The organism is Paenibacillus sp. FSL L8-0435, assembly GCF_037965655.1.
In the GTDB taxonomy this organism is placed as follows: Bacteria; Bacillota; Bacilli; order Paenibacillales; family Paenibacillaceae; genus Paenibacillus.
Map to the genome: position 1 here is coordinate 4,068,461 of NZ_CP150185.1, position 24,392 is coordinate 4,092,852.

The 24,392-nt window shown below is 35.8% G+C and carries 37 protein-coding genes; 2 read left to right on the forward strand and 35 right to left on the reverse strand.

Translation table 11 applies throughout. The features are described 5' to 3' along the window. Nucleotides 1–177 precede the first annotated feature (177 nt). The 22 genes from NST33_RS17650 to NST33_RS17755 form a co-directional block, all read right to left on the reverse strand. The gene (locus tag NST33_RS17650) at nucleotides 178–2,007 is read right to left on the reverse strand and encodes a hypothetical protein (protein ID WP_339304238.1); all 1,830 of its coding nucleotides are present in this window, start codon (nucleotides 2,005–2,007) and stop codon (nucleotides 178–180) included. Between the two features lie 608 nt (nucleotides 2,008–2,615). Then, a complete protein-coding gene (locus tag NST33_RS17655; RefSeq protein WP_339304240.1) occupies nucleotides 2,616–2,918 on the reverse strand; it encodes a hypothetical protein in 303 nt (100 codons plus the stop codon). Between the two features lie 35 nt (nucleotides 2,919–2,953). Further along, nucleotides 2,954–3,220 carry a hypothetical protein gene (locus tag NST33_RS17660; protein WP_339304242.1) on the reverse strand — a complete coding sequence of 89 codons (267 nt, stop codon included), beginning with the start codon at nucleotides 3,218–3,220 and terminating at the stop codon, nucleotides 2,954–2,956. An 11-nt stretch (nucleotides 3,221–3,231) separates the two neighbouring features. After that, a complete protein-coding gene (locus NST33_RS17665) occupies nucleotides 3,232–3,966 on the reverse strand; it encodes a hypothetical protein (protein ID WP_339304244.1) in 735 nt (244 codons plus the stop codon). A gap of 28 nt (nucleotides 3,967–3,994) precedes the next feature. Beyond that, entirely contained in the window at nucleotides 3,995–4,162 is a 168-nt protein-coding gene (locus NST33_RS17670) for a hypothetical protein (RefSeq protein WP_339304246.1), read from the reverse strand. Between the two features lie 53 nt (nucleotides 4,163–4,215). Further along, nucleotides 4,216–4,542, reverse strand: coding sequence for a hypothetical protein (locus tag NST33_RS17675; RefSeq protein WP_339304248.1), 327 nt, complete (start codon nucleotides 4,540–4,542; stop codon nucleotides 4,216–4,218). Nucleotides 4,543–4,557: 15 nt separating this feature from the next. Then, a complete protein-coding gene (locus NST33_RS17680; RefSeq protein ID WP_339304250.1) occupies nucleotides 4,558–4,836 on the reverse strand; it encodes a hypothetical protein in 279 nt (92 codons plus the stop codon). Between the two features lie 2 nt (nucleotides 4,837–4,838). Continuing rightward, on the reverse strand, nucleotides 4,839–5,243 hold the full coding sequence (locus NST33_RS17685; RefSeq protein ID WP_339304252.1) for a YopX family protein: 405 nt from the start codon (nucleotides 5,241–5,243) through the stop codon (nucleotides 4,839–4,841). A 38-nt stretch (nucleotides 5,244–5,281) separates the two neighbouring features. After that, nucleotides 5,282–5,506, reverse strand: a complete 225-nt coding sequence (locus NST33_RS17690; RefSeq protein ID WP_339304254.1) for a hypothetical protein — start codon at nucleotides 5,504–5,506, stop codon at nucleotides 5,282–5,284. 13 nt (nucleotides 5,507–5,519) lie between these two features. Further along, entirely contained in the window at nucleotides 5,520–5,906 is a 387-nt protein-coding gene (locus tag NST33_RS17695; protein ID WP_339304256.1) for a hypothetical protein, read from the reverse strand. 14 nt (nucleotides 5,907–5,920) lie between these two features. Continuing rightward, nucleotides 5,921–6,070, reverse strand: coding sequence for a DUF1660 family phage protein (locus tag NST33_RS17700; protein ID WP_339304258.1), 150 nt, complete (start codon nucleotides 6,068–6,070; stop codon nucleotides 5,921–5,923). A gap of 34 nt (nucleotides 6,071–6,104) precedes the next feature. Further along, nucleotides 6,105–6,320 carry a hypothetical protein gene (locus NST33_RS17705; RefSeq protein WP_339304260.1) on the reverse strand — a complete coding sequence of 72 codons (216 nt, stop codon included), beginning with the start codon at nucleotides 6,318–6,320 and terminating at the stop codon, nucleotides 6,105–6,107. A 244-nt stretch (nucleotides 6,321–6,564) separates the two neighbouring features. Next, nucleotides 6,565–7,131 (reverse strand): hypothetical protein, encoded by a 567-nt coding sequence (locus NST33_RS17710; RefSeq protein WP_339304262.1) that lies wholly within the window; start codon nucleotides 7,129–7,131, stop codon nucleotides 6,565–6,567. A 75-nt stretch (nucleotides 7,132–7,206) separates the two neighbouring features. Further along, nucleotides 7,207–7,494, reverse strand: a complete 288-nt coding sequence (locus NST33_RS17715) for a hypothetical protein (RefSeq protein WP_339304264.1) — start codon at nucleotides 7,492–7,494, stop codon at nucleotides 7,207–7,209. A 794-nt stretch (nucleotides 7,495–8,288) separates the two neighbouring features. Continuing rightward, a complete protein-coding gene (locus NST33_RS17720; RefSeq protein WP_339304265.1) occupies nucleotides 8,289–8,798 on the reverse strand; it encodes a dihydrofolate reductase in 510 nt (169 codons plus the stop codon). Next, the gene (gene thyA / locus NST33_RS17725) at nucleotides 8,795–9,589 is read right to left on the reverse strand and encodes a thymidylate synthase (RefSeq protein WP_339304267.1); all 795 of its coding nucleotides are present in this window, start codon (nucleotides 9,587–9,589) and stop codon (nucleotides 8,795–8,797) included. The genes NST33_RS17720 and thyA overlap by 4 nt, the downstream gene beginning before the upstream one ends. After that, nucleotides 9,590–9,808 (reverse strand): hypothetical protein, encoded by a 219-nt coding sequence (locus NST33_RS17730; RefSeq protein WP_339304269.1) that lies wholly within the window; start codon nucleotides 9,806–9,808, stop codon nucleotides 9,590–9,592. It lies immediately after the preceding gene. Nucleotides 9,809–9,901: 93 nt separating this feature from the next. After that, a complete protein-coding gene (locus tag NST33_RS17735; protein WP_339304271.1) occupies nucleotides 9,902–10,426 on the reverse strand; it encodes an HAD family hydrolase in 525 nt (174 codons plus the stop codon). 21 nt (nucleotides 10,427–10,447) lie between these two features. Then, on the reverse strand, nucleotides 10,448–11,479 hold the full coding sequence (locus NST33_RS17740) for a ribonucleotide-diphosphate reductase subunit beta (protein WP_339304273.1): 1,032 nt from the start codon (nucleotides 11,477–11,479) through the stop codon (nucleotides 10,448–10,450). 43 nt (nucleotides 11,480–11,522) lie between these two features. Further along, nucleotides 11,523–13,829 carry a ribonucleoside-diphosphate reductase subunit alpha gene (locus tag NST33_RS17745; RefSeq protein WP_339308724.1) on the reverse strand — a complete coding sequence of 769 codons (2,307 nt, stop codon included), beginning with the start codon at nucleotides 13,827–13,829 and terminating at the stop codon, nucleotides 11,523–11,525. 60 nt (nucleotides 13,830–13,889) lie between these two features. Then, complete coding sequence (locus NST33_RS17750; RefSeq protein WP_339304275.1) at nucleotides 13,890–14,495, reverse strand: hypothetical protein; 606 nt, start codon at nucleotides 14,493–14,495, stop codon at nucleotides 13,890–13,892. A gap of 552 nt (nucleotides 14,496–15,047) precedes the next feature. After that, nucleotides 15,048–15,428 (reverse strand): hypothetical protein, encoded by a 381-nt coding sequence (locus tag NST33_RS17755; protein ID WP_339304277.1) that lies wholly within the window; start codon nucleotides 15,426–15,428, stop codon nucleotides 15,048–15,050. A 137-nt stretch (nucleotides 15,429–15,565) separates the two neighbouring features. Here NST33_RS17755 and NST33_RS17760 point away from each other — a divergent pair, with 137 nt between their 5' ends. Both NST33_RS17760 and NST33_RS17765 read left to right on the forward strand, forming a co-directional pair. Then, nucleotides 15,566–16,642 carry an SEC-C domain-containing protein gene (locus NST33_RS17760; protein WP_339304279.1) on the forward strand — a complete coding sequence of 359 codons (1,077 nt, stop codon included), beginning with the start codon at nucleotides 15,566–15,568 and terminating at the stop codon, nucleotides 16,640–16,642. 162 nt (nucleotides 16,643–16,804) lie between these two features. Next, complete coding sequence (locus NST33_RS17765) at nucleotides 16,805–17,356, forward strand: hypothetical protein (RefSeq protein WP_339304281.1); 552 nt, start codon at nucleotides 16,805–16,807, stop codon at nucleotides 17,354–17,356. Nucleotides 17,357–17,499: 143 nt separating this feature from the next. Here the strand turns inward: NST33_RS17765 and NST33_RS17770 are convergent, their stop codons facing one another. The 13 genes from NST33_RS17770 to NST33_RS17830 all read right to left on the reverse strand — a co-directional run bounded on the left by NST33_RS17770 (nucleotide 17,500) and on the right by NST33_RS17830 (nucleotide 24,337). Then, nucleotides 17,500–17,673, reverse strand: a complete 174-nt coding sequence (locus tag NST33_RS17770) for a hypothetical protein (RefSeq protein ID WP_339304283.1) — start codon at nucleotides 17,671–17,673, stop codon at nucleotides 17,500–17,502. Nucleotides 17,674–17,731: 58 nt separating this feature from the next. Continuing rightward, the gene (locus NST33_RS17775) at nucleotides 17,732–17,899 is read right to left on the reverse strand and encodes a hypothetical protein (RefSeq protein WP_339304285.1); all 168 of its coding nucleotides are present in this window, start codon (nucleotides 17,897–17,899) and stop codon (nucleotides 17,732–17,734) included. 57 nt (nucleotides 17,900–17,956) lie between these two features. Further along, nucleotides 17,957–18,814 (reverse strand): SPFH domain-containing protein, encoded by an 858-nt coding sequence (locus NST33_RS17780; protein ID WP_339304286.1) that lies wholly within the window; start codon nucleotides 18,812–18,814, stop codon nucleotides 17,957–17,959. A gap of 148 nt (nucleotides 18,815–18,962) precedes the next feature. Then, nucleotides 18,963–19,148 carry a hypothetical protein gene (locus tag NST33_RS17785; protein WP_124115327.1) on the reverse strand — a complete coding sequence of 62 codons (186 nt, stop codon included), beginning with the start codon at nucleotides 19,146–19,148 and terminating at the stop codon, nucleotides 18,963–18,965. 14 nt (nucleotides 19,149–19,162) lie between these two features. Continuing rightward, entirely contained in the window at nucleotides 19,163–19,318 is a 156-nt protein-coding gene (locus NST33_RS17790) for a hypothetical protein (protein ID WP_339304289.1), read from the reverse strand. Nucleotides 19,319–20,301: 983 nt separating this feature from the next. Then, nucleotides 20,302–20,523: a hypothetical protein gene (locus tag NST33_RS17795; protein ID WP_339304291.1), complete on the reverse strand. Its 222-nt coding sequence runs from the start codon at nucleotides 20,521–20,523 to the stop codon at nucleotides 20,302–20,304. 39 nt (nucleotides 20,524–20,562) lie between these two features. Then, the gene (locus NST33_RS17800; RefSeq protein ID WP_339304293.1) at nucleotides 20,563–21,996 is read right to left on the reverse strand and encodes a DHH family phosphoesterase; all 1,434 of its coding nucleotides are present in this window, start codon (nucleotides 21,994–21,996) and stop codon (nucleotides 20,563–20,565) included. Between the two features lie 228 nt (nucleotides 21,997–22,224). Next, nucleotides 22,225–22,353, reverse strand: a complete 129-nt coding sequence (locus NST33_RS17805) for a hypothetical protein (protein ID WP_339304295.1) — start codon at nucleotides 22,351–22,353, stop codon at nucleotides 22,225–22,227. A 94-nt stretch (nucleotides 22,354–22,447) separates the two neighbouring features. Then, nucleotides 22,448–22,627 (reverse strand): hypothetical protein, encoded by a 180-nt coding sequence (locus tag NST33_RS17810; RefSeq protein ID WP_339304297.1) that lies wholly within the window; start codon nucleotides 22,625–22,627, stop codon nucleotides 22,448–22,450. Between the two features lie 13 nt (nucleotides 22,628–22,640). Further along, nucleotides 22,641–23,423, reverse strand: coding sequence for a hypothetical protein (locus NST33_RS17815; RefSeq protein ID WP_339304299.1), 783 nt, complete (start codon nucleotides 23,421–23,423; stop codon nucleotides 22,641–22,643). 25 nt (nucleotides 23,424–23,448) lie between these two features. Next, nucleotides 23,449–23,775, reverse strand: coding sequence for a hypothetical protein (locus NST33_RS17820; RefSeq protein ID WP_339304301.1), 327 nt, complete (start codon nucleotides 23,773–23,775; stop codon nucleotides 23,449–23,451). A 32-nt stretch (nucleotides 23,776–23,807) separates the two neighbouring features. Beyond that, a complete protein-coding gene (locus NST33_RS17825; RefSeq protein ID WP_091020663.1) occupies nucleotides 23,808–23,987 on the reverse strand; it encodes a hypothetical protein in 180 nt (59 codons plus the stop codon). Between the two features lie 35 nt (nucleotides 23,988–24,022). Then, on the reverse strand, nucleotides 24,023–24,337 hold the full coding sequence (locus NST33_RS17830; RefSeq protein ID WP_339304303.1) for a hypothetical protein: 315 nt from the start codon (nucleotides 24,335–24,337) through the stop codon (nucleotides 24,023–24,025). Between the last annotated feature and the right edge of the window lie 55 nt (nucleotides 24,338–24,392).

Sequence of the window (24,392 nt, forward strand, 5' to 3'; positions counted from 1 at the left end):
CTACCCATTACATATGCAACTCTTGCACATGTCCTTATTATGTATTTGTGTTGACGATAAATTTTATTAAAAGTATAATATAGTTACAATAGACGAAGGTTTAACCGGGAGCAGTCATTACCTTAATTGGTGTGGCTGCTCTTTTTTTGTTGTAAAACAAGTATTACATCAAAACTACTATGCCAGTGCCAAACCATTAATCAGACAGTCGTACAAATCTTCTGGTCTTTCTACATCATCTAAATTCATAAGATTAACCGCACGAACAATTTCTTTCAAGTTACCTAAGAGAAATCTATAGTCACTAATATCTAAATTCTCATCGCTACTCTCTCGAAGTTTGCTATCATCTATTACTGATCTATCTATGTATACTTTATTGTTTATGTAGTCATGTACCGCTACAAATTCGTCTTCAATTTTTTCAATCGTATGGTTTAATACCTCAATTTGAGTTTGCTTTAGCACCATTAGGTCACCTATGGCGAATATATTTCTACTGAATCCGATCATCCGACTAATCATGTCCAATAACATTAAAGCTCGGCTTTCTTTTTTGCTCAGCTCAGTATTTGAGATGGATGCTTTAATCAAAGTGCTTTCAGTTAGTTCTGAAATATGTACAATGTTTTGATCTTTGCCCAATGTTTCTAAAATTCCACTTTCTAACTTATTCCTAGACACAATTACCTTGAGTTTGTAATGCTCTGCAATTTTAAATTTCTTTTCATGTTCAACTATTTGATCGAATGATAACCAGAACACTGGTTCAGAGTCAAAGTTGATCTGTCGCCCTTTTCTTTCTTCGATTTTATCCTCATCAATTTTAGGCTCACTTCGTCCACCAGCCGACCCTTCGCTTCCATACCAAGTAGAAATACCATCAGCTTCAGGTGCTTTGCGTTTTACCTCTTGCACGAATTCTATCTCTTTATGATTCGATTCAGACTGTTTGGATGCTTCTGATTTAATGAAAACCTCATATTGATTGACACTTCTGATTTCTGGATTCTTTCTTTTAGCCAAAGCGATCTCACTTAAGTATTTGGAATCATTTTCATTTTCTGTATCAAACACAAGGAATGACATCTCATTTTTCAATTTATCTTTGTCTGCATTCCATGAGATAGCATCAATATGTTTTTCAATGTGTCTCTGTTCCCCCTGTAGGAAGCTGTTATTAGCAAGCTCTTTAGTATATTCAGATACTTCTTTTAAGAATGCTAAATATTTATCATCTCTAATGATGTCTTTGCGATCAGGAGAGGTTAGATTCAAAGTTTTATCATTGATGTGCAAATCACCTTTGACATAATAGTAGCTATCAAGTTTTGTCACCAATCTACCCTTATAGAATACTTTCAGGTCTTGGCTGAATCCTGAGTTCAATGCGATCCAACCTTCAATATTATCCGATTCAATTACACTAGAAAAGACGCTGCCATCCGTATCTGTCAAATTCTTTTTTGGTTGAAGCTTATCGTCACAATAGATATCTAACTCATGTATGTATTTACCCAGTAGCTCGATTCGTTCGCGAATTAAAGTTACTGGTACTTCTGTAAAGTCAAAATTATTCAGTATCAATTTGAAACCTTCATATGTATTGTCTGTCTCAGTTACTTCTATGTCTGTTTTATTATTCTGAATCATCACACCAACATTAAAGACAATATTCTTATTTCCCGTAAACACCTCTATATGATCACTCACAGTAATGTTGCTGAAGAATCCCATTCCAAACGGTGACTCTGATTTTTGAATATCTTCATCCCATTCTGACTCAGCGATTGAAAATAGAGCTTGTGGATTGGTTAGTGTTTGACCATTGTTTTCAATTGTGACTTTATTGTTGTAGTAATCTACTGTTACTCTAACTTCGGTTGCTTTGGCCCGTTGTGCGTTCTGAATATCTTCATCAAGGAACGACAGCTTGTCCTTGAATGTACTCTGTCGTAGCAGTTTTAATTGGTTAATTACATTAACCTTTACTTGGACATTATTCAATTTGCTACTCTCTCCTTTATAAGTTGTTCAAATTTAAGATGTGTAGTGCTTCAACAGTTCTTCCACCTTATCATGAGGATGTCTTGCGGCCTCACTTCTCGCAGATCTCCAAATATCTTCTTCTATTTCTTTATCCCTTAACTCTTGAATAACGTTGTTCATAAGACGTTTAGCATTTCGATTTATATCAGTGTACTCCACTGTACTTAGTGGTATCGCACTCTGAGTTTTCTCATTGAATCCAGAACATATTCGCCTATCGTATACTTCGGTATGATAGTAATATTCAAGCCACTTAATAAAAGCATATTCATATCGATCTTGGTCTGCTGATTTTATCGGAAAGATATCACTATAATAGTTAATACGGATACACCACTTTCCTCTTTTCAGAATTTGTCATATTTACGATGCCAACCACATTTTGAACATGTTGCTGAAACTCTGGTCTTAGATGTCGTTTGGTCATAGTCTACATAATACGTTTTAAAAACGCCCTCTTCATATATCCACTCATGATCACACGACCAAGATCTAATTGTCCAAATCAACCATTTCAAATTCGTCTCCCCTTTTTTCTCTGTAAAACAGGTATTTTATAAACACTATTAAAGCAGTGAGCTGTCCACAAGCAATACCTCATTTTCAGCCTCATCAAATTGAGTTAGCAACTCTTTGACGCTACGATCTTCTTCTTCATGAGCACTTATAAATTTCATAAATGCATACTCTCTAGTTCTTAAATGTGGATAAGCTTCCTTAAGAACCTCCTCAACACTTTCTCCAGCTACCACATCTACGTACAGTTCTGTTGCCTTTCTGTAGCATCTGGTTGCAAAGTCACCATCTTCAACCGTTACAGCAATCAGTGCATAATAGCAATGTTCATCAAATTCATAATAACGAATCACTTAAATTTCTCCTTTTAATTGGTTTGATATTATATCTAAATCTCATCTTTCATCGCTTCCCATAAAGTATCGACTAATTCTTTGCCTTCATAATGCTTATTAAAAGCAACCACACTCCACATACCATCTATAACGCTTCTACTAATTATTACTTCATCTAAATAGTCAATCATCTTACCAATATCCATCTTTTTATGATGATAATTAGCCCAATCCTTCCGATGAACGATTTCGTTAAAGAATGAGTAAAAAACTTCTTCTGTAACTTCTTTGGCTTGCCTAGGTGTTATATGATATTTCATTTGTGTCTCCATTAGTTATCCCATGGGATTCTAATTGCATATTTGTTTTCACCGTAATATGTAGTTGTCCATTTTTGTTTTGAGCACCACTCATCAAGAAATTTTTGCAACTCATCTTTTCCTTCAATATTATCTAATGCATCCTCATGTAAATCTTCAGACTCACGATCTAAGATATCGTCAGCATCAAGCGATAAACTAATTGAACGAGTACCCCATACATAAGTGGGTTTCGGCTCATCTGGTTCATGATTGTCTTCCCATGTCTCAATGAACTCATCGAAACTTGCAAAATATCCATCGCTATAAGGATAGTCATCTGATTGATACATTCCCATCTTCTTAGCAATATCATCGAATGTATCTAATTTGATTGCTTTGTCCCACAACTCTTGTTCTCTTATTGCTCTTTCAATATCCTTTTCATGTAATGCATCAGGACAATCACAATCATTAAGCCGTGGTATTTTCTCATTGCAAAATTTACATAAGTTTACTACTCCTGAGTAGCAACCTCTACAGCTAATTATGTACTGATTATTGTAAGGAAGGTGTTTATGTTTGTCTGGGTCATTGGATAATCCATAACTTTGATTCACAATTTCAAGCCCTGTTCCCTTACAGTCATCGCATGGTTTTTGGTGCTTCTGAAGGTCTTTTTTTAGTCCATTTTTTAGTACTTCAGATAGATAAGACAGTACATCGATTGTTATTGAAGTTGGTTTTTCAAATGTTGATTCTGTCAATTTTATTCCTCCGTTTTCTTTCTATAATTTAATCTCTGTAATCTTTGATATTAGCTTCTCCACCTGAATGGATGTAATCATTGAGAATTTGCTTGATACTATTTAGGGCATCATTGCACCCTTTCTCACTAGGATGCTGCGATACATTATGTAAAATATTCGAAAGCTGACTCATTGTCATCTGTAGATATGTCATCTAGATACTCTCCTCTATTATTTTTTGATCAAACTAGACTTTCATTGACTCTTCTATTTGTCTTCATCATCTTGTGTTAAAAATGTCTCAAGCCACTTAATGTCACGCACCAATGCCTTCTTTTGATTGTCGATTATTCTCTGAGCAACTTCAAATTCAATTACACCCTGATGTGCCATGTTCGAAGTGTTTTTAATTAATTGAACAGTGTCATTGATGGTTTTGGCGTAATCAACTACATATCGAATTGAATCTCTTGATGGTGAAAGTGAAGCGTCAACCTTTCTTCTCTCCTCCTCTGAGTTGTGAATAGCTTTCATCCAAGCTTCAGTTTGATCAATTGCTTTATTGCTTTTGTTTGATTTAGTTTTATTGTTCATTTAATTACCTCCCAATTAAATTTTTATTACTTGCTCAAGTGCAATATCTTCAGATAGGCATTTGGCTGTAAAATGAGACAAGTAACTTGGTGTATCGATATGCTCATGAATTCTTCTTACTGGTATTCCAACGTGCTTATACATAGTCTCGTTAATGGCGAAGTTATTATTAAGAGCGTACTCTTTCAATCTTAAGCCCGCCATTTTAATCGCTTCTTGCTCTGTTGCTGCGGAAACCAGATAGCTATTTAATCCGTATCCAGTAAACGTATTATCTACTCTGTATAATTTCATTCTTAAACCTCCAATAGTTCAGGATTGTCTCTGATGTTTCCAATTACTTCATATTTAATTACAGATGGATCGCTCTCGCTTTTGAGCCAGCTAATTGCATTCATGTCGCAATCAATCCAAGGCTCCAAATCAAAAGCTGGATATCCTCGATCTGCTCCATATTCAATTACTCCAATGTAGAAATCTTTATCTATGTAGTTTGTGTCAAAGGTGATTTTTACAATGCTGCCTTCGCACATTTTTTTACCATCACTATCGTCAATTCCAATATAGTGATCTGTTAAATCAAAAGTTCCATTCACAATTTCTTTTAAAACCATATTTAATGTTGATTGACCCTCTGCTTCCAATTCCACTCGCTCACTATTGATCCATTGACTAAGTTTATCTACATCGATCATCTTCATATTTATATCTCCAGTCCCTTCTTAGATTTTTAATTCGATTAAGTTTCTACGCAATAGTCTTCATCAATATGTATAACATCACTCAACACATGACACTGTAAGGTTTCATAATCAATGGTTTCACCATAATTAACCTTTAAATAGTCATTGATAATTTCTTCATCCGATGGATTGTTCGGTCTATTAAAGGCAACATCAATTTTAAACATAAGGCCGACCTCAAACTCAGTTTTTGTCTTAAAGCATACAAGGTACTGATTCATCTTTAACATCCTCCTAAATTTCCTGTACAGCCAATAGTGCGGCTTTGCAACGTTGTTCTGGTGTTGCATGGATATAATCAAACATTCCAACGTACTCACCTGTGCCAATCACGACCTGTTTTAATGCTATGCAATATTTAGCCTGTAACCTCAGTTCCTTGATCTTCTCTTCAACTTCCCACGCAGATGAAATCTCTAAGGAATAAGCTAAACATTCTCTCCATACCGTACTTGAATCAGTCTCTTTAACAAAAACGCGTCTGTTGGGTATTGTATAAGTTACATGTTTGTACTTAAATTCTGTTAAATCTTCACCATCAAACAAATTTGAATGAATATAGCGGTCGATTTCCACTGGCTCCATCGCCAATATTTGCTCCCGGGTCAATGTTTTTGTCATTTATGTATCCTCCCCTATTCGTATTCTCCGTGAGTGTCATAGCTGCATCGTGTGCAATATCCTGCTTGTTCTATGTCGTAACTGTAGTAACCCGTACTAACCGTATACGTTTCCCACTTGTGCCCTCTGTATTTGCATATCAATCTCTTAAACCATACGATCATATGTATATCCCTCCTCGGTATGATCTATGTTAGTTCACAGTATCACTCGTTCGTACCCTTCAATTCCACCGTCAACGTCATATTTCAACTTGATTGCATACTCATCATCAACCAGTTCCCGAATTGCACTGCGTTCGTCATAAACGATTGCACACCCTATATCATCTGTGTAACAATCTGGCCCATATTCTTCACAAAGAAACTCTGTCTTACCTTCTTCAAAATCCCTAGCGATTGCAAAATTATTCATATGTATTATCTCCTTTGTTTTTTTGATAAATTTAGATATTCACTGACTCTTCAGACTTATTACCGCTTCCCACTCACCCTTACGTTCAGAATCATTCATTCCACAGTTATTCATTGAAGCATAGTGTGAGCCGATCCATTTCACATTTAACATGTCTGGGGAATATCTCTTCCCAGAGTTTGAAATCACCGTGAATCCATGTGCGCTATACTGAGTTGCTTGTAGTAGATTCATATATTCTCCCCTAGTAATTTCCTGTTGCAATGGCATAGGCTACACTTCTCTTTAAAACTTGAACATCCTTGATGATGTTTTCTTCATGAAGGATCTCATTTTGTAATTCTTTAATTCGTTTTACACACATCTCTTTTACATTCTCAGACCGTGTAATGAGTTGCTTGTATTTAAGTGCAGCAATCTCAGCTTCATTTTTAGCTTTGGAATATTGAATCTTCTTGCGCTTTGCCAGTTCTGTTCTATGTATTTTTCTGAATTCTTTTTTGTATAGCTCTTCAACTCTGTCTCGAAACGTAATCTTCTTATGTTCTTTTTCAATGTCTCTTTCGATTGGATACACCGTAGTAATTTTCACAGGATCTAATCCAATATGGATAGCAACTGTATGATTGAAAACATACATGTGAGAATCAACTCCGAATTGATCTGGTACAACTCCAATGTATTCAGAGCTTTTTAATAGTGATCTAACATAATCTGTAGCCATCTTTTTGTTCTTACTGTATTCAGGGAATCTTTCCTGCATTCTTTCGAAGCCGTGAGTAGAGAGTTCAATAGTTTTAGGATATTCCATGTTAATCATCTCCTTATTTATGTTGGTAGTTCATTGTTATGTGCAGTATATATTTTGATAAAAGACGGCTTTTATCTAAACCACTACTTTACCTTCCAACCGATCATAAGCAGCCTTTACTCGTTCAGAAACTCCTATGTATGTATTCTTATCTTGATACAAATCAATAACTTCACCATTCTCAACAATAAATCGATTGTAATAATATTGAATGTGCTTAGTATTTCCCTCAACTTTTACGACTTGTCCCAATGTTACACACTTCTTAATCTTATACCTTACTTCCTCAAAAGAATCGCAGTTCAGATAACTCTTCATACACAGTTGGCTGTACTTCTCAATTACACTTGATTTAATTTTCATATGTATTTTCGTTCCTCCTATTGTTCATACCGTTCATCGATATGTGTATAACAAAACTCTCTTTCCTGATCGTATCTTCCTTGTTTGTAACACATCTCTTTGTGTGCTTCACGAACACTCTCAAATGATTTACTCCAAAACAGATAGTTGATTAACTTGCTTATCATATGTATCCATCACCCTTTCAGCGACATGATTAGTATTGTTGTGAAATTGAATAATACATGACTTAATATTGGAACCAGTAGGCTGTCGCACTTTTTGTAATACCAGCACCAGATGAATCCTATAAATACATAGCCGATAAATGCGCTTAAATTAAAATGTGGTATCGCAAACACCAATGAACTTGCAAGCGCAGAAACCACGAAGCTAAACTTGCTGCTAAGTTTCTTGAATATTATTCCTCTGCATATGTACTCTTCAATGATGGGGCTGAATGTTACACTATAGATGTAAAGCACAGGAATATTGACGGGTAAACTTATTATCATAGCTGTCTCAAAGTATTGAGTTGTCAAAGAGTTGATAATATTAAATCCTATAAAAGCAAAACAAGTAGAGTAGAATATATTTTCAATATTATTTATGTGTTTAAAATTTTCCAATTCAAGCTTTATCTGATCTTTATTCTTAATTATGAACCATAACAAAATTGCTGGCGGTAGAACAATTAGAGCGAGTTTTAAAATTATCAATCACCTTCTCAACCATCTGATCCCTCCTAAAAGAAAAAGTACAGGTTCTTTATGACCTGTACTTAGTTTATCATCTATTATGTTATTTGTCTAGTATTATCTTTGTGTTTTAATTTTCTTTATTAGATGTTTTGTTTTAATCTTATACACTGTTTTATCACCTGTTACTTCTACGGTTTCTTCGGTGCGTATATCCCAGTCACTCTCATCGTAAGAAGGAAAATATGAATCACCTTTGAATGTATGCTGAATCAAGTTGATGTGCATCTCATCTACTAATGGAATAAATTGTTCATATAATGATGATCCTCCGATAATAAAGGATTCCATATCCGACTTATCTGTGTATTGTAGAACATCTTCAATCTTATTTACTACAATGCAGCCCTCTGCTTTAAAATTGAGGTCAGAAGTAAGAACTATATTTGTCCGATTAGGCAGTACCTTACCTATCGATTCGTAAGTGTTTCTACCCATTACAATATTTTTAAACATAGTCTTTTCCTTAAAGTACTTCAGGTCCCAAGGTATATGCCATGGAAGTTTTCCATTATAGCCAATCAGCCTATTCTCGTCCATAGCTACAATGATTGATAATTTGCTCATACTGCAATTGGAGCCTTAATGCCCGGATGATGCTGATAGTTCTCAAACTCGAAATCTTCAAACTTATAATCAAAAATAGAATCCGGCTTACGCTTGATTACCAGCTTAGGTAAAGCATAAGGTTCACGCTCCAACTGCGTTTTGACCTGGTCAACATGGTTAGAGTAGATGTGAACATCCCCTCCAGACCAGATGAAATCACCCACCTCAAGATCACATTGCTGGGCAATCATATGAGTAAAGAGCGCATAACTCGCGATGTTAAACGGCAAACCGAGGAACGTATCCACGGAACGCATCGTAAGCATACATGATAATTTACCCTCTGCAACGTAAAACTGAAACGCAAAATGACAAGGTGGAAGCTTCATATTATTGATCTCAGCCACATTCCATGCGCTGACAAGGTGACGACGTGAATCCGGATTGTTTTTGATCGAATCAATGACTGCGGCAATTTGATCCACTTTATCTCCGTTTGGAGCCTCCCATGTTCTCCACTGTGACCCATAAACTGGCCCCAAATCACCATTTTTGTCCGCCCAGTCCTCCCAGATCTTCACACCATTTTCTTTCAAATAAGATATATTGGTATCGCCACTCAAAAACCACAACAGTTCATGAATAACCGATTTGAGATGAATTCGTTTGGTTGTTACCAGCGGAAATCCTTCGGAGAGATCATAACGGAGTTGTCTGCCAAATACAGATTGTGTTCCTGTTCCGGTACGGTCTCCCTTATGCACACCGTTGTTCAGAATATCCTGCAATAAATCGAGATAGTTTTTCACTTAAGATGCACACCCTTCACAAGCAATATAATTGTCACCGACTTTCTTGCTGATGGCGATAACTTTGCCCAACCTGATATCTGACTCATCTGTAAACTCCAGATCTGCAATACGTGCAACAATAAGTTCAGCAGCTTCCTCCTTGCTTGTAGCCTCTTGGCTGAACTCTGAACTTGACTTGTCGGACAAAACCTCATATGCAAACGTGTATCTCATCATTTTACATTCTCCTTATATTTTCTTATGTTGTCTTTTGCTGTTTCTCATAATGTTCAAATGAAAAGGCAGTGGATTAACCACCGCCCATATGTATTAGTTAAATCGTAATGTTCCCAAATCAATCTGGCGCTTGATTTCCTTCTCAATCTTTGGTTCTGGCGCTTCCCATCCATCGGGTTTAATTACTTTACCAACTTCGTTATAGTGCGGCTTTCCATCTGGAAAGATTTTGGATAAGTTTGCACTATGGACAATATCGAAAATCTCATCAGGGATAACCGATGCCTCAACAAGTCCACCTTCAGCAAAGTATTTAATGTCAATTAGCGCATCAACCTGTCCAATCAGACGATCTTCAGGAAATGGTTTGGTTAGTTGCTTATCGTATGTATCGTAAATTGAATTAATAAGGTTGTGTACAAATTCATTAAACCTTGTTTTGTCACCATCAGATGATGCATAGAGCAACTCAACCACTTCTTCCATGATAAAATTGGCTCTATTTGTAACCAACTTATCATCTAATGCTGTAGGTGTTTCTGGTGCTGGACAGTTAAATGCTTTTTGAAACTCTCGTACTTTCATAAAATCAGTTTTAATATTAATTGAATTTGTCATATTTATGTGCCTATCTCCCTTTTACAAATCATCGAATCCGTTATCATCGCCAACTTTACCATAGTTGCGAGATTTTGCTTCAAAGAAATCAGTTTTTGTTGAGTTTAAAGCTTCATCGGAGAATGGTTTGATCCAAGGCATGCAGTTTACATCCACACCTTCATATGCTTTTTCCATACCCATCAGACGCAGACGTTTGTTGGCGATGTACTTGATGTAGTCACTTAGTTCATTTAGATCAATACTTTCAATCTCCTTGAGAGTGTAGTACCCCCAATTAGTCTCTAGCTGGACAGCTTTATCAATTGTTTTATAGATATATTTAATATTGTCTGGTGTGTTAAGCTCAGGAAAGTCGATTAGTAACTGTTTGAACACCTCTGCGAAAAAGTAGCAGTGCTGATTCTCATCTCGCATAATATAGGATATCATTTGAGATGTTGCCATCATTTTTTGATCACGAGCCAGATTATAGAAAAATGCAAATGTTGTATAGAAGAAAATACCCTCTAGAATCAAATCGGCAACCATTGACTTAAAGAACGTTTGTGGATTGGGGTTGTCACGGAATTCCTGATAGATATCTGAAATGAATTGGTTTCGCTCTAGTAATACAGGATCATGTTTCCAATACTCAAAGATTTCTTTCTGTTCTTGATCAGATACAATTGAAGAAAGCACATAGGAATAAGACTGATTATGTACAACTTCTTGCTGTCCAATGATTGCAGATATTGCTTCCAACGATGAATCTGTAAAATAACGTTTTACGTCACCAACAAACATTGTTTGCATCGAGTCCAATACTGCCAGTAGTGATATATTAATCTTGAATGTATCCTGTTCCACTTTGCTAAGTTGAGCGAATTGTGAAGCATCTTTAGACATAGGAATCTCATCTGCAATCCAATGATTAAGCAGCAAAACTTTGTATAGTTTATACATATGAGGCATTCGGATATCGTTCCAGTTAAGGATACCCGAATTTTCCCCCTCGATAATACGTGTAGATTTGTTTGGTGCTTCCGTGTTGAAGATTTTCTGAATTTTCAATTACGTATTCTCCTTATATTTAACTAGCGCATGACTCGTAACCTTAAACTGTTAAAGCTCTACTTCTAACATAATAAGTAGTTTTCATGCCAGCCCTCCATGCATGAAGATGAAGCTCTAAGAAATCAGTTGCTTTGATATCCGGTCGAACGTAGAAGTTGAAGCTTTGTCCCTGATCGACGTGACGTTGACGGGCAGCCGCCATATTAACGGAAGCATGTTGATCCACCATGAACGCCGTTTGGTAATAAGGGCCTGTTTTTTCGGATAAATCAGGAGCTGGATTTGCGATTTTATATGTGGTCTTTTCTTCATATGAAATTAATTCATATAGTGGATCAATCGATGCGGTTGAGCCAGCAATAATTGATGTAGATCCATTTGGGGCAATGGCGAACAGCCAAGCATTACGGATACCGTTATTCTGTACTTCGGCTTGCAGCTCTTTCCACTGATCAATAGTTACATATTGCCCTTCACGATCACCTGACACGTAGTCTCGCTTAACAAAATACTCTCCTGTGTCCCAATCAGACCCCTTAAACTTTGGATAATGTCCTTTTTCTTTGGATAGCTCCATACTGGATTTCACGAGCAGGTAGTTGATTTTTTCGTACAGATTATCGTTATAGGTTACAGCTTCGTCAGACTCCCAATGAATGCCTTCGAGAGCAAGCAGGTGGTGAAGTCCAAACGTTCCCATGCCAATGGCTCTATATTGTGAATTTGTATATTGTGCTTGCAGTACATCAATATTGTTGATGTCGATAACATTATCCAACATCCGAGTTTGAATTGGAACAAGTCGCTCAAGAACATTGTCTGGCACTGCTTTAGATAAGTTGATGGAGTTGAGATTACATACTACAAAGTCACCCGGGATTTTCGAAATAATGATACGAGTTTGTCCATCTTTGGTGACTAGTTCTTCTTTTTCAACAACAGTTGGAGACTGATTATTGAGTATTTCGGTACATAAATTGGAAGAATATACCATCCCGTGAACACTGTTAGTGTTTGCCCGATTCACCGTATCACGATAGAACATATATGGTGTCCCAGTCTCTAATTGAGACTTCATCACACGCTTCATAATGTCAATCGCTTGAACAGTGATTCTCTGTAGCAGAGGATGGTTTACTGCTTCTTCATATTTTTCTCTGAAGGTTCCTTTGCCCAATTCCTCATCATAGAAGTCTTCCAGTCCAAGTGGTCGTCCATTGCTATCTTTCCATCCCATAATAGACTTTACTTCGTGTGGACAGAACAAACTCCATTCTCCTCGACTTTTAACTCTTTCCATGAACAAGTCAGGCAGACAGATACCGTGGAAGATATCGTGTGCTCTCATTCGTTCATCGCCATTATTGAGTTTCAGATCAAGAAAGGCTAGAATGTCACGATGAAATACATCCAAATACACCGCAATCGCACCTTTGCGTGTACCGAGCTGATCTACACTAACCGCCGTATTGTTCAATTGACGAATCCAAGGTACTACACCCGAGCTTGTATTTTTGTGTCCTCGAATATCAGAGCCTCTTGCTCTAACCTTGCCAAGATAGACTCCAATTCCTCCACCTGTTTTACTCAGTCTTGCTACATCAGTATTTGAATCAAAAATGCCTTCCAACGAGTCATCTACAGTGTCAATGAAGCAGCTAGACAATTGACCAGCAACTTTTTTACCTGCATTGGACATTGTTGGTGTAGCAGCAGTCATATACAGGTTACTCATTGCCCAGTAGGATTCTTTGACTAGATCCATACGCTTATCTTCAGGTTCTTGATGCATTAGATACATCGCAATAACCATATATCTTTGTTGTGGCAACTCCATTAGCTTCCCATCAAAGTCATGTGTTAAATAACGCTCTGTAAGGGTGAGTAATCCAATATAATCGAATAGTAGATCATATTCTGGATTAATGTACTCTCCCAGCTCTTCAATCTGTTCCTTTGTATAACAGGTGAGAAGTTCTTCTCTGAAGATTCCTTTCTCAACTAAAGTTTGAATCAGAGGGTAAAATGAACCGTATGGCTCATCAACATATGACTTATATTTTCGATTGTTTGCGGCCTTTTTATAAAGTTTTGTCAGAAGTCCTCTTGCCGCAACAAATTTCCAATCTGGCTCTTCTTTTGTGATCAAGTCTAAAGCTGTCATCGAGAATGCTTCACTAATCTCTTCTGCTGTTACCTCGTCACGTCTTAGTTTACTATTAACACCTTTGACCAACTTTTCCTTGTCTAAGTCAAATCCACTCATTACTCTATCTGCATATGTATTAATTCTATTCTCATCAAAAGCTAGTTGTCTGTTATTCGGTTTGTTTACTAATCGGGGCATTAAAATCCTCACTTTCAAATGTCTATATCTGTGTAAAAGAATTATTTTATATTATCTTAATTAAATTGATCTAACATTTCTCAATTTTACATTTAGAGCTTTTTCAATTTTTTCTATAAACTCTGTTCCATTTGTTGTGAAATCTTTGCATGTTACCTCAACTTTGTGAACTGCAATTGGCATTGAAGCACTGTTGTCTTTTTCTTCAATATGAATTTTAAACAGATCATTCTCTTCGTTAAAAGGTTCAATAATAAACATAATGTCTGTATCATTCGGATTGCCTGTTGAACTGGTATAGAAATCAATTGAATTTAAAATCCGAGCGTTTGGTATTTCAAAATATGTATTATGATCTTCTCCATGAGTACTTCTGTAATATGTTTCAGCAATCAGTTTACATTTTTTTGACATCTTTTTGAACGAAAATGTTCGGTGTGTTTTCTTGTTAAAGAAAGACTCATAGTCATTTAAAAACTGATCTTCCTCGTTAGTGATAAACTTCAGTAATTCGATGTCTAAAAGAGCGTCTTTTACAAATAGTATTGTTTGTTCTTCATCAGAAGTTACAAGTTTACTTTCTTTAAGTGAATCTAAGTATGCAACTTTACTTCCCCACTCATCGAACACATGCAGACCAATAACATCTCTATTTCCTAATTTCAAATTCTTTTCTCCTTTACTTCTTATTTACTTAATTACTCAATCTGGTGCGGAAAACAACTCGATCAAACTCTCCCCAAGCATTCCTCCACACCTCTAGTCCATACTTATCGAAATCATCGAATTGTTTTTTACCAATCTTCTTCTTCATGGTCTTACTAATGTAGCTATCCTCGTGCAAAAAACTTTCATTATCTGTGCCGATATCATCTTTAAAGCAGTCAACCAGCACTCTGGACAAACTTAATGTTGCTTCATTTAGTTGAATTACTTTTCCACTCCTTTTCTTTCAACTTTTTCATTTCTAAATGATTCTTTACTTCGAAATACTCTTTGACGCTTGTACTCATCTTGTTGTTAGTGAGATGTTGTCGATCAAGAGCCATATTCAGATCCTTTAGACTATTGTTTAACTTATCAAGTGATTTTTGAATCCGAGTATTTCTATCCATCTTCAACACCTCTTCTTTGTTGTTGTTTGCTCTCTTAGTATAAGTTGATAATCACGATTTGTAAAGTATTATCTTTGTCTTTAAAAGATGAATAATTGTTTATTCAGTCCCTAGGCGGTAGGTTGAATTTAATAATACCAAACAAAGTATCGTTTGCGCTTCCGGTAAAGTTATCCAATACATGTTCATTCTCTTTGTCTGTGTGTTCAATAATTAGCACATTGTAATTGTAGTCGTAGTGCATACCACCCAACCTAAATACGACTGGAATGTTTAACGAAGAAGCTGCTGTCGTAATTGCTTGAACCAATTCTGATTCGTGTTTTTCTCTAATGGTGTTGTATGTACCGTTTGGCAGATTAATGGTATATGGAGTACCGTCTACATTAAACGTAAATGTATTGTTGCTTGTTGTGATTGTAACTTGATTATGGATATCTACAGATCCCCAAACTTGCTGTCCGTATGTAGCTATAATTCCCATCTCCTCTAATATGCTAATGGTTTAATTCTTTGTGAAAGGTACATTTCATTCCAAATAATAGACATTCCCTGTTCTATGTAATGTGCTTTATTGTGTAAATATAGTATATTTATTAAATATAGAAGGAGATGAATTAATTGAAAGTTGAAAGAAATGGCCCTTGTCCTTGCAACTCAGGTAAAAAGTATAAAAACTGTCACATGAATATGACTGACAAACCTTTGTTAGATGCCTCAATCCCCCTTGAGTCGGCAATGAATAGAAAACTGAACAATAATTCAATTAAACAGTGTATTCATCCAAATCAAGATGAATGCAAGGATGGATTTATTAGAGCGCATTCTATTCAAAACAATCGTATCTTAAAAAAGTTAGGACGTAACGGCGACGTATACATGATTAGAAAAGTTCCGGATGAAACAAATTCTAATCTTGTTTCTCGTTTCAAAAAAATGGGACGCGGGGTGGCAACAACTTTTAATGGATTCTGCAAGCATCATGATAAAGAGCTTTTTAAGCCAATAGAAGATGAAGAATACACTGGCTCAACCCAACAACGATTTCTGTTTTCGTATCGAGCTTTTTCTTTTGAGTATCATAAGAAAGCTGAAGCTGCCAAATTACATAAGACAATAGGCAATGAAAAGGCTAGCCTTGTTACTGACGATAAGTATATAGAACTTCAGAGGGGTTACGAAGTGGCAGATGCAGACATGCACAGGACAAAATCTCTATATGACGCTGCATTACTATCTGAAAACTATGATGAAATAGACACTGTTGAGCTATTCTTACCCACTGAACTACCTCTTTCAGTTTGTTCTGGGTTTTATCTCGAATATGACCTACATGGTAAAGAAATTAACGATCTAGACAATTGCAATGCTGAAGTTGCACTATTAACTTTGACGGTGTTCCCTTCTTCAGGAAAAAGCGTTATATTGTTTAGCTGGCTTAGAAAATACTCTTCGGTTTATTCTGAGCTTAAGCAACAATTACTAGCATTGGATGAAGCCGCTCTTAAAAAAATATTAAATAATCTACTTCCATCTTATTGTGAAAATGTAGTTTATAATCCAGAATATATTGATTCGATAAGTAAATTTGAAAAGCAAAAATATTTGCGCGTATTTGGAATTGATTCTAATCACTATCTAGCTAAGTCGATAAAGAAAAACCTTTTAAAACCTACTGAATATGATTTATTTAAATAGTTCATGGGGGGTGTACAAATGTACTCCTCTTTTTTATTTAAAAAACCATTTTAGTATACTTCTGTTGATAAAATTTGACTTTCATTTGCTTTTGTCCCCACTATACAAATCTGCCTTAATAATGCCGATAATATAGTATTATAATAATAAAGGTTGGTGTATATGGCTTTAACTATTGATTGGGGAACACTTGTAGTATCAATCCCAGTTGTTTTAACTACCGCTATAGCTGCTACTAAGTATCTTGTGAAAGCTTACTCTAAAGAACATTTTGATAAAAGAATGGAGGCTTTTAAAGCTGAGCTACAACAAGAAGCTGACAAACGAAAATTAGAGATGGAAAAAGAGCATACTGAGTACTTAAAAAAGCTGGATAGCAAAATGAAAGTAACTGCCGACTACATACAGACGAGATATGTCAAAATACAAGAAGTCCGAACACTAATGAGAGAGAAATATATCACAGTGAAAAATGCTTCTCCTGCTGATCCAATACTCTCAAAGTATATTGAGGGAGAGATAAAAAAATATTTAGAAATCAATAGGATGTATTTTACTGATGAATTCATAGAATTAATTGATAATTTTATTCTACAAATCTTTGAAGCAAGAAAAAATATATATGAAGCATATGTAATGCGGGACTCTACCGTATTACATATGCCCAAAAACTTGAGATGCATGAACAATCTAGTGAATCTTCAAAAAAATTAGAAGAGCTCTATAATCTAATTGAAGAACATCTTCGTAACGATTATTTACAAGCTGTTTAAACTAGAGCCTTTACAGGCTCTTTTTTTTGCTTAAGTTCTTTAGAGTTAAACACGATTCTTGTGAAATCTCACTTTGATTAAGACCTATTTATCATAATTCACAAATTCCTCTAGTACTTCTTGTTCAGTCAGGCTTTCAGTAGTGAGAGATGGTGCTCCTATTGGAGATAATTGATACATAGTAATAACTTTTGAAATTTTAAAGCGCTGACCTGTAGCCTTCAATTTGAATTTTTCTCCAACCGCGAATTTACTCATTTATTAAATCTCCTACTTTCCAAGAAATATATCTTTCATAAGCTCTATAAGTGTTCAGTTAATTTTCTTCTGACTCTTCAAGCTCATCAATCTGTATGTTCAATTGATCAATCTCAATGTCCAATTCAGCTACAGTCGCAGCCATTAGTGCAATTTGTTGTGTTAGCCTATCCCTTTTTTCAACTTTACTGCCCAGTTCTTCAATGAGTTCATCGTATTCATTCATATTGGACACTCCTTCTCAAATTGCTTTAGTAAATTGGGGAGATAAACTCCCCAATTATTATTTTACCCCTTCTGTCTTGGTTGTTGGCAGTTGAATCATTGGAGTATTTGAACCACTCACATATGGGAGTGCTCCATCCCATTTCTTAATTGTCTCATATTGAACGAGTTGATTAGAGAGTGATTGCTGAAGCTCATTATTTGCTTTAGCTTGACCTTCTGCTTCGATCAGGAGTTTGTCTGCATTACCTTGTGCTTCTACTCGTTTACGGTCTGCTTCTTTCTTGGCAATCTCCAATTCAGTTGTCTTACGTTCCAGTTCTTGAGAAGCTTCAACACGCTTATCGATTGCTTCCTGAGTCTTAGCGTCAGGTTGAGGAACACCTACAGTAACGTTTGATACAATGAAGCCTAACTCTTTAACATCATCAGCGAAACGTTGTTGGACATCTACTCCTGCTTCAGATGACTTCTCACCATAAACATCAATTACAGTAAACTTAGAAATACCTTTACGAGCTGCGTCACGGAAACGTGTTTTCAGATATGTATCCTCAATTTCTTGAATACCAATTGGCCCAAATGTATTAAAAATAGATGATACCTTGCTTGGCTCTACTTGATAGTTATAGGCAAAATCGATTGTGATGTTTTTACCGTCAGACGTAGCAATTTGAATATCTTTGTATTCAACGGTTTGAATTCGGATAGGATACTTAGTTACTTTATCAAACGCTCCAACGAGTTTCCATCCTTGGCTGAGAGTGCTATCCTTTACTCCTCCATTTGGTGAATATACGACACCAACATATCCATTGGGAATTCTTGTTACAAAGAAACTCAATAGCGCTACTCCCAGAACAATGACCATTCCAACTGCAATTGCCCCTACCTTAAATGTCTTTAGATTCTTCATTTACATTCTCCTCTTGTTTAAATCTATTGTATTTGTTAATAACTTTGCTTCCTACTTTATTGAACACAGGGAACATGAGCGTCCACAACCCAAAGCCTAGGATGAAGATTAAAATGAGTCTTCCAATGAACGGCATTCTTTTCCTCCTCTATGGATGAATCCAAGCACAAATTTCATCTGCACGAAGTAGTTCACAAAGTTGATTTAGATTACACTTACGTTTAACTGCATCCCACATAGAACCCTTATATCCAAACTCTTTCTCGCAAAATTCTACTGCTTCATCTACTTCTGTGAATGATTCTTCGCCATTTTCCAAGTCAATAATCAACATTTTTCAATTCTCCTCTATGTATGTTTGATAATCTCCAACTGATCATGAATAATATCTAATGCTTCCTGTAGGCCAAGAATTTCACCTTCATAAGCTACTGGATCAGACCCTTTGTAATAGTTCAAAGATACTTCTATTTCTTCTTTAATCTTTTCAATCAATTCATCCATGTATGTATCTCCTTTACTTTTTGATAGTACTATCACATACAAACTTCTCACACGCTTCATCATGCATCTCAACCCAATAATCATATGTTTTTACCATGCACATTCCTTCGCCTTCTAAATATCCATGTGTTTGATTGTCTTTGTAGTTGATGCAAAATTCACATTTTGAGCCATATTCACTGCACCATTTACACTTGCACTTTTTCAATCCTCATCCCTCCGAAATCTCCGTGAAACCACTATTTTATTTAAACTCAGCACTACCAGTTTTATCCTATATCAAATATCACAGTACCTTGGCATGTATTACTTGATAAGATCTTCTCCCTATGAATAATGATTGAAAATATTCCACACAATCCTTCATAGAATTACCTTTATATCTGTAAGTACAGTTCGTTGTTAAATCCTCAATTTCAACTTCCACTTTTACAGGTTTACTGACAATCATGTTCTGACCCCTTTCTTTATGAAACAGTTCTTTTACCTAGATATCTGGCTTAAGAAAGCCTTATATATCAAGGATTTTTAATTGTCATGATCCGTCTTTTCATTAATCTATCCTTCAGATAATAAAATTTGTTCATTCTATCATACTCTTTATGTCGCTCTATATATCTGACTACAAATTCTGGTCTTTCATATGCTGCTGGCCTACAAATACGACTCTACCAAAAAGAAATTCTTGTGTTTCATTGTCCATTTGAATCACCTATCTATGTATTAAAAAGTTGTACATCCTTTGCGATATCTCTTGCCTCTATATTTGAATCGAGCAATGAATGTTCGTATCAAGATCAATCCTTCATTTACACGTTCAATCACAATTACACCCTTTTCAGTCATCCATCTTAACTTGCCTTGAACATTAGGAATGGAGGATATCATCTTAATGAGATATCCCACTCCAACATTACTTTGCTCACATCGTACTCTCGCGTGTTCCGAAACCTTGATTCTTACCTTTTGGTTACTCATATGTATTACCGTTTATTAGATTTGCGCTGAGTACGTTGCTTCTTGAATTTAGTCAACACAGATCCTTCCTTCCGGCCATTTTCTGCTGGCTTAACATATTGGAACGTAAGTCCTTTTTTAGTTGCTAGTTGTTTAGCTGCATTGACTGCACCAATATAGTTTGTTGGCAGATTGTCGATTACCACGTTTTGATTATTGTTGTTAGTTGCAATTCCGTAAAATTTCATATGTATATTTCTCCATTCGTTTATGTATTATTTTATTATTTAATTAGTTTCTCTATAGTCTTCAATGAACAATTGGCATGTTTTAATCACTTTCTTTTTAGGTCGATACTGAGTCCAAATGTTCATGTTGAGTGACCCCACAGCTTCCACTTCTGTAAATACTGGTACTTTGTCATAATACTCTTCGTCGGTCTTGAACTTCATCAATTGCAATTTTCCACAATCAATCTTTGCTGTGTTGTTGGTCTTACCCATCAATTTCTTGTCTGAAATGAACAGGTCTTTGATTAAGAATGTTCCGGGTTTGAAGTTATTTCCTGAGTATCGATAGAATTCAGTTAAATAGTTGATTAGATTCTCATTAACGACATCAGCACTATATTCTAAGTCGTAATACAGAGTGTCATCAGGCACAAAATCTCGGAGTTTAGAGTTAAGCTCAAGACGCAGACATTCAAGATGAGTTATTGATACACCCACACCACCTGCACCGTCATGTCCTGCGGCATAAATCACATTCTCACAAGCCTTTAATAATTTCAACATCGAAAAGTCATCTAACCCCCTGAAACTTCCTGAATATGTATCTTCGTTATCTCCAAACCCCAACACAATTGCTGGTCTGTTATACTTCTTCGAAATCTCTTGTGCCACTAGGCCATTCAATCCTCTTCCAACTGTAGGATCAAAAACTATAATCACCTTGTCAGTTTCACAAAGTCCCGTTTTCATTGCTTCAGTGGCTTCTGCTTGAACAAGTTTGCGGTTTTCATTTAGTTTAATTAACTCTTTAACATATCCCTTAGTTTCTAAGGTTGCTTTATCACACATCAAGAAATCGATTGCCAGCTTGATGTTGTCTGCTCTCGTAGCTGCTGTAACTGCTGGACTCGCACCATATAGAAAGTCTGTTGAGGTAAGGTTTTTTACATCTGAGTTCATTGCTTCAAACAATAATTTCATGCCTTCATGCCGTAAACCTTTCAGTGACACTTTTGCAAAATATCTGTTCTCCATTTCCTTCATACACATCATGTCTGCCATTAAAGCGTATCCCGGTAAATCACTCAGTTCCAGTGAGTATCGAGTATCCATATAATCATCTATTACTTGACACACTTTATATATAAGTAATCCACCTGAAGCATTCTTATTAGGATATTCGCAACCCTCTTGTTGCGGATTCACTAAAATACAATATGGGTTTTCTACATCAACTGAGTGATGGTCAATAACCAGACAATCAATTCCTTTATCAGTTAGTACTTTTAATGGCTCCACATCGTTACTGCTGCTATCCACTGCTATATATAAATCTGTGTCATCTTCAATTTGGTCGATGACGAATTTAGAACCATGTCCTTGGCTGCGCTCAACATACTTGATCTGAACATTGTTGGTGAACTTCGACAATATTTTATATAGTATTACCGCTGAAGAAATTCCATCGAAATCGACATCGGCAAAAATCACAATCTTTTCATTATTTTTTATTGCTCTAATGATTCTTAAAACTAGCACATCAATATTTTTTAATAGATACGGACTGTGTACTACATTAGAGAGTGGATTAAGAAACTCACTGATATTCTTAATTCCGTTAATCTTTGCTAACTTTGAATATGTATTGTCGTATGGTTCAAACGGAAATTTTGGTTGCTTTTGTTTCCATGCTATGGCAAAATCACACCTTTCAACAGTTTATTGAATTACTATTTTGAATTTTTCAGGCAATGTAATATTGTTACTGTTGTTGATCCAGTTATTCGTTAACCACTTGTCTACCAATCCTGTCTGTTTGTTGATGATTTTGATATTTACTTTTCTCAAATCAATCACTCCTCAGAAATTAGTTAATCAGCAGTTCCAAAACCCTTGTGTTTACTGGCTTTTTTGATCTGTATTTCTTGATGAAAGAGCAGTTTCATTTAGACTTTTTGTTGATGTAGTTGAATGCAATCATCCACAATGCAAATGTGGTTGCCCCGTACAGTGCCGACAATTCAAAAGCATGTGATGAATACGATTCAAGTACTGGTTTGGCGAGACGATTCATTGCAACCAATCCAGTAAAAAGGGCATAACTAGCAATTATATTTTTCAATTAAATTTCTCCTTTAGTAGAGTTTATGATTTTCTGTTTCAAGTCTATATCCATATTTCTTAAATACATCTGATACAACATCTGCTGCTTGCAACCTGAGCTCTAGCAACTCAATTCCTGTCCCACACTCAATATGTTTATCTTTTCTTTTTTTGAGTTCTTCAAGCTGCCACTCGTATTTCTTAATTTTCTTCTCGATACCTTCATTGACTTGTTTCATTCTGAAGGTATAGATTAATGTATCTTTCGCACAAAGGTACAATTTTCTTGAAATGCTCTTATTCTTCTGCATGTAGTACTGAATCATCCATTTGTATGTAGCTTCTTTTGCTTTTTTCATATCTTCAAGTTTGCTATTTACCTCACTTGTCTCATTATTGAGTCGAGTTAACGTATTGTCATAGTCTTCTTGTAGCTGTTTAACAGTACGATAACTTCGTTGACCATAAAACTTCTCATATGGATTAAAATGAACAAGTTGAGCATCGTCCATCATTACGCAATACATTGAAGACGATGAGCTAGTTTTAACAGTTACATTCTTGTCGTTTAATTCTTGTTTGAAAAATGAATCCAGTAACGTACCTATGTATTCTATAAAATCTTGCGTGTCCATCTTTCTTTGTCCATCTTCGTAAACACTCATGATCTTGAATAGCGAATCCTTTCTACTGATAAACTCAAAAGCTTTATCAAAAAACAACTGAGGTTTATTGGCTGCCTGTTCAAGTAACGTTCTTTGTCTTCGGAGTCTATCTTGTTCAATGTCTATTCGTTCAATAAAATCCAGATGCACTCTAATCTTACTCCCACCTTTCCGGTTACCACTTAACGCTTGGTAGCTTATGTAGTTTTCTAACGTATCTTTTTGCCAACCAGTAACTAATTGGATCGCGAATCTTCATTCCTTTATTTTCAAATTTAATGACACCTACATGAAAATAACACTTATGCTCTTCATTCTCAAAGAACTTCGGATAATGTCTTAATGGAGTCCATTCATACTTATTCCAGTTCTCCTTGAATTGTTTATAGTTTGCCCATCCACAGCTTTCCGTGCTGCTCTTAGTCATCGAAATGTGAGTCAACCATGGAATGAATGGAATCGCAATTAGTACATAAATGACTAGGAAGCTTGTGATAATCATTTCAACTTCTCCTTTTCAATGAAAGTATATTTTTATTCGAATTTTAAAATAGATGGTTCATGCAGATAAACATCGGTTAGTATTTCTTTGATTTCAATTACGTTATTATGAAGCGTTTGGGCTTGCAATAATGCATCACCTATTTCGTTCCCACTCAACGTGAAGCGGTGAATAAATCCCTCTCTAAGATAACTGGCTTCAAATTGTTTCATTTCTAAACTCCATTCCTTATGAGACTCTTCTTTTATCATCCCTCAACTTTGTTGACCATCGCCTGATACATTTCGAAATACTTCTCACATTTATCTTTTACGTCAGACAAATTGGTTAAAAAGTACTCATCTCCATATCCATAGGAGTTAGTTGTCTCAATACCTACCCAACATGGATAGTTGTATTCATTAATTTCCTCGGTGTTTCCATTTACGAAATCGTCACCCATAATTGCTTCGATCTCTTCAATACTCTGAACATAATAACAGTTGATTTCTGCTGGCAATTCAACATTAACCCCAGCCTGTTTGATCTTCATCATTTTTTCATGTTGTTCAGCAGCTTCCAAATATTCAAATTCTTGACCATCATCAGTGATGTAATAAGTTACTTCAACTTCTTTA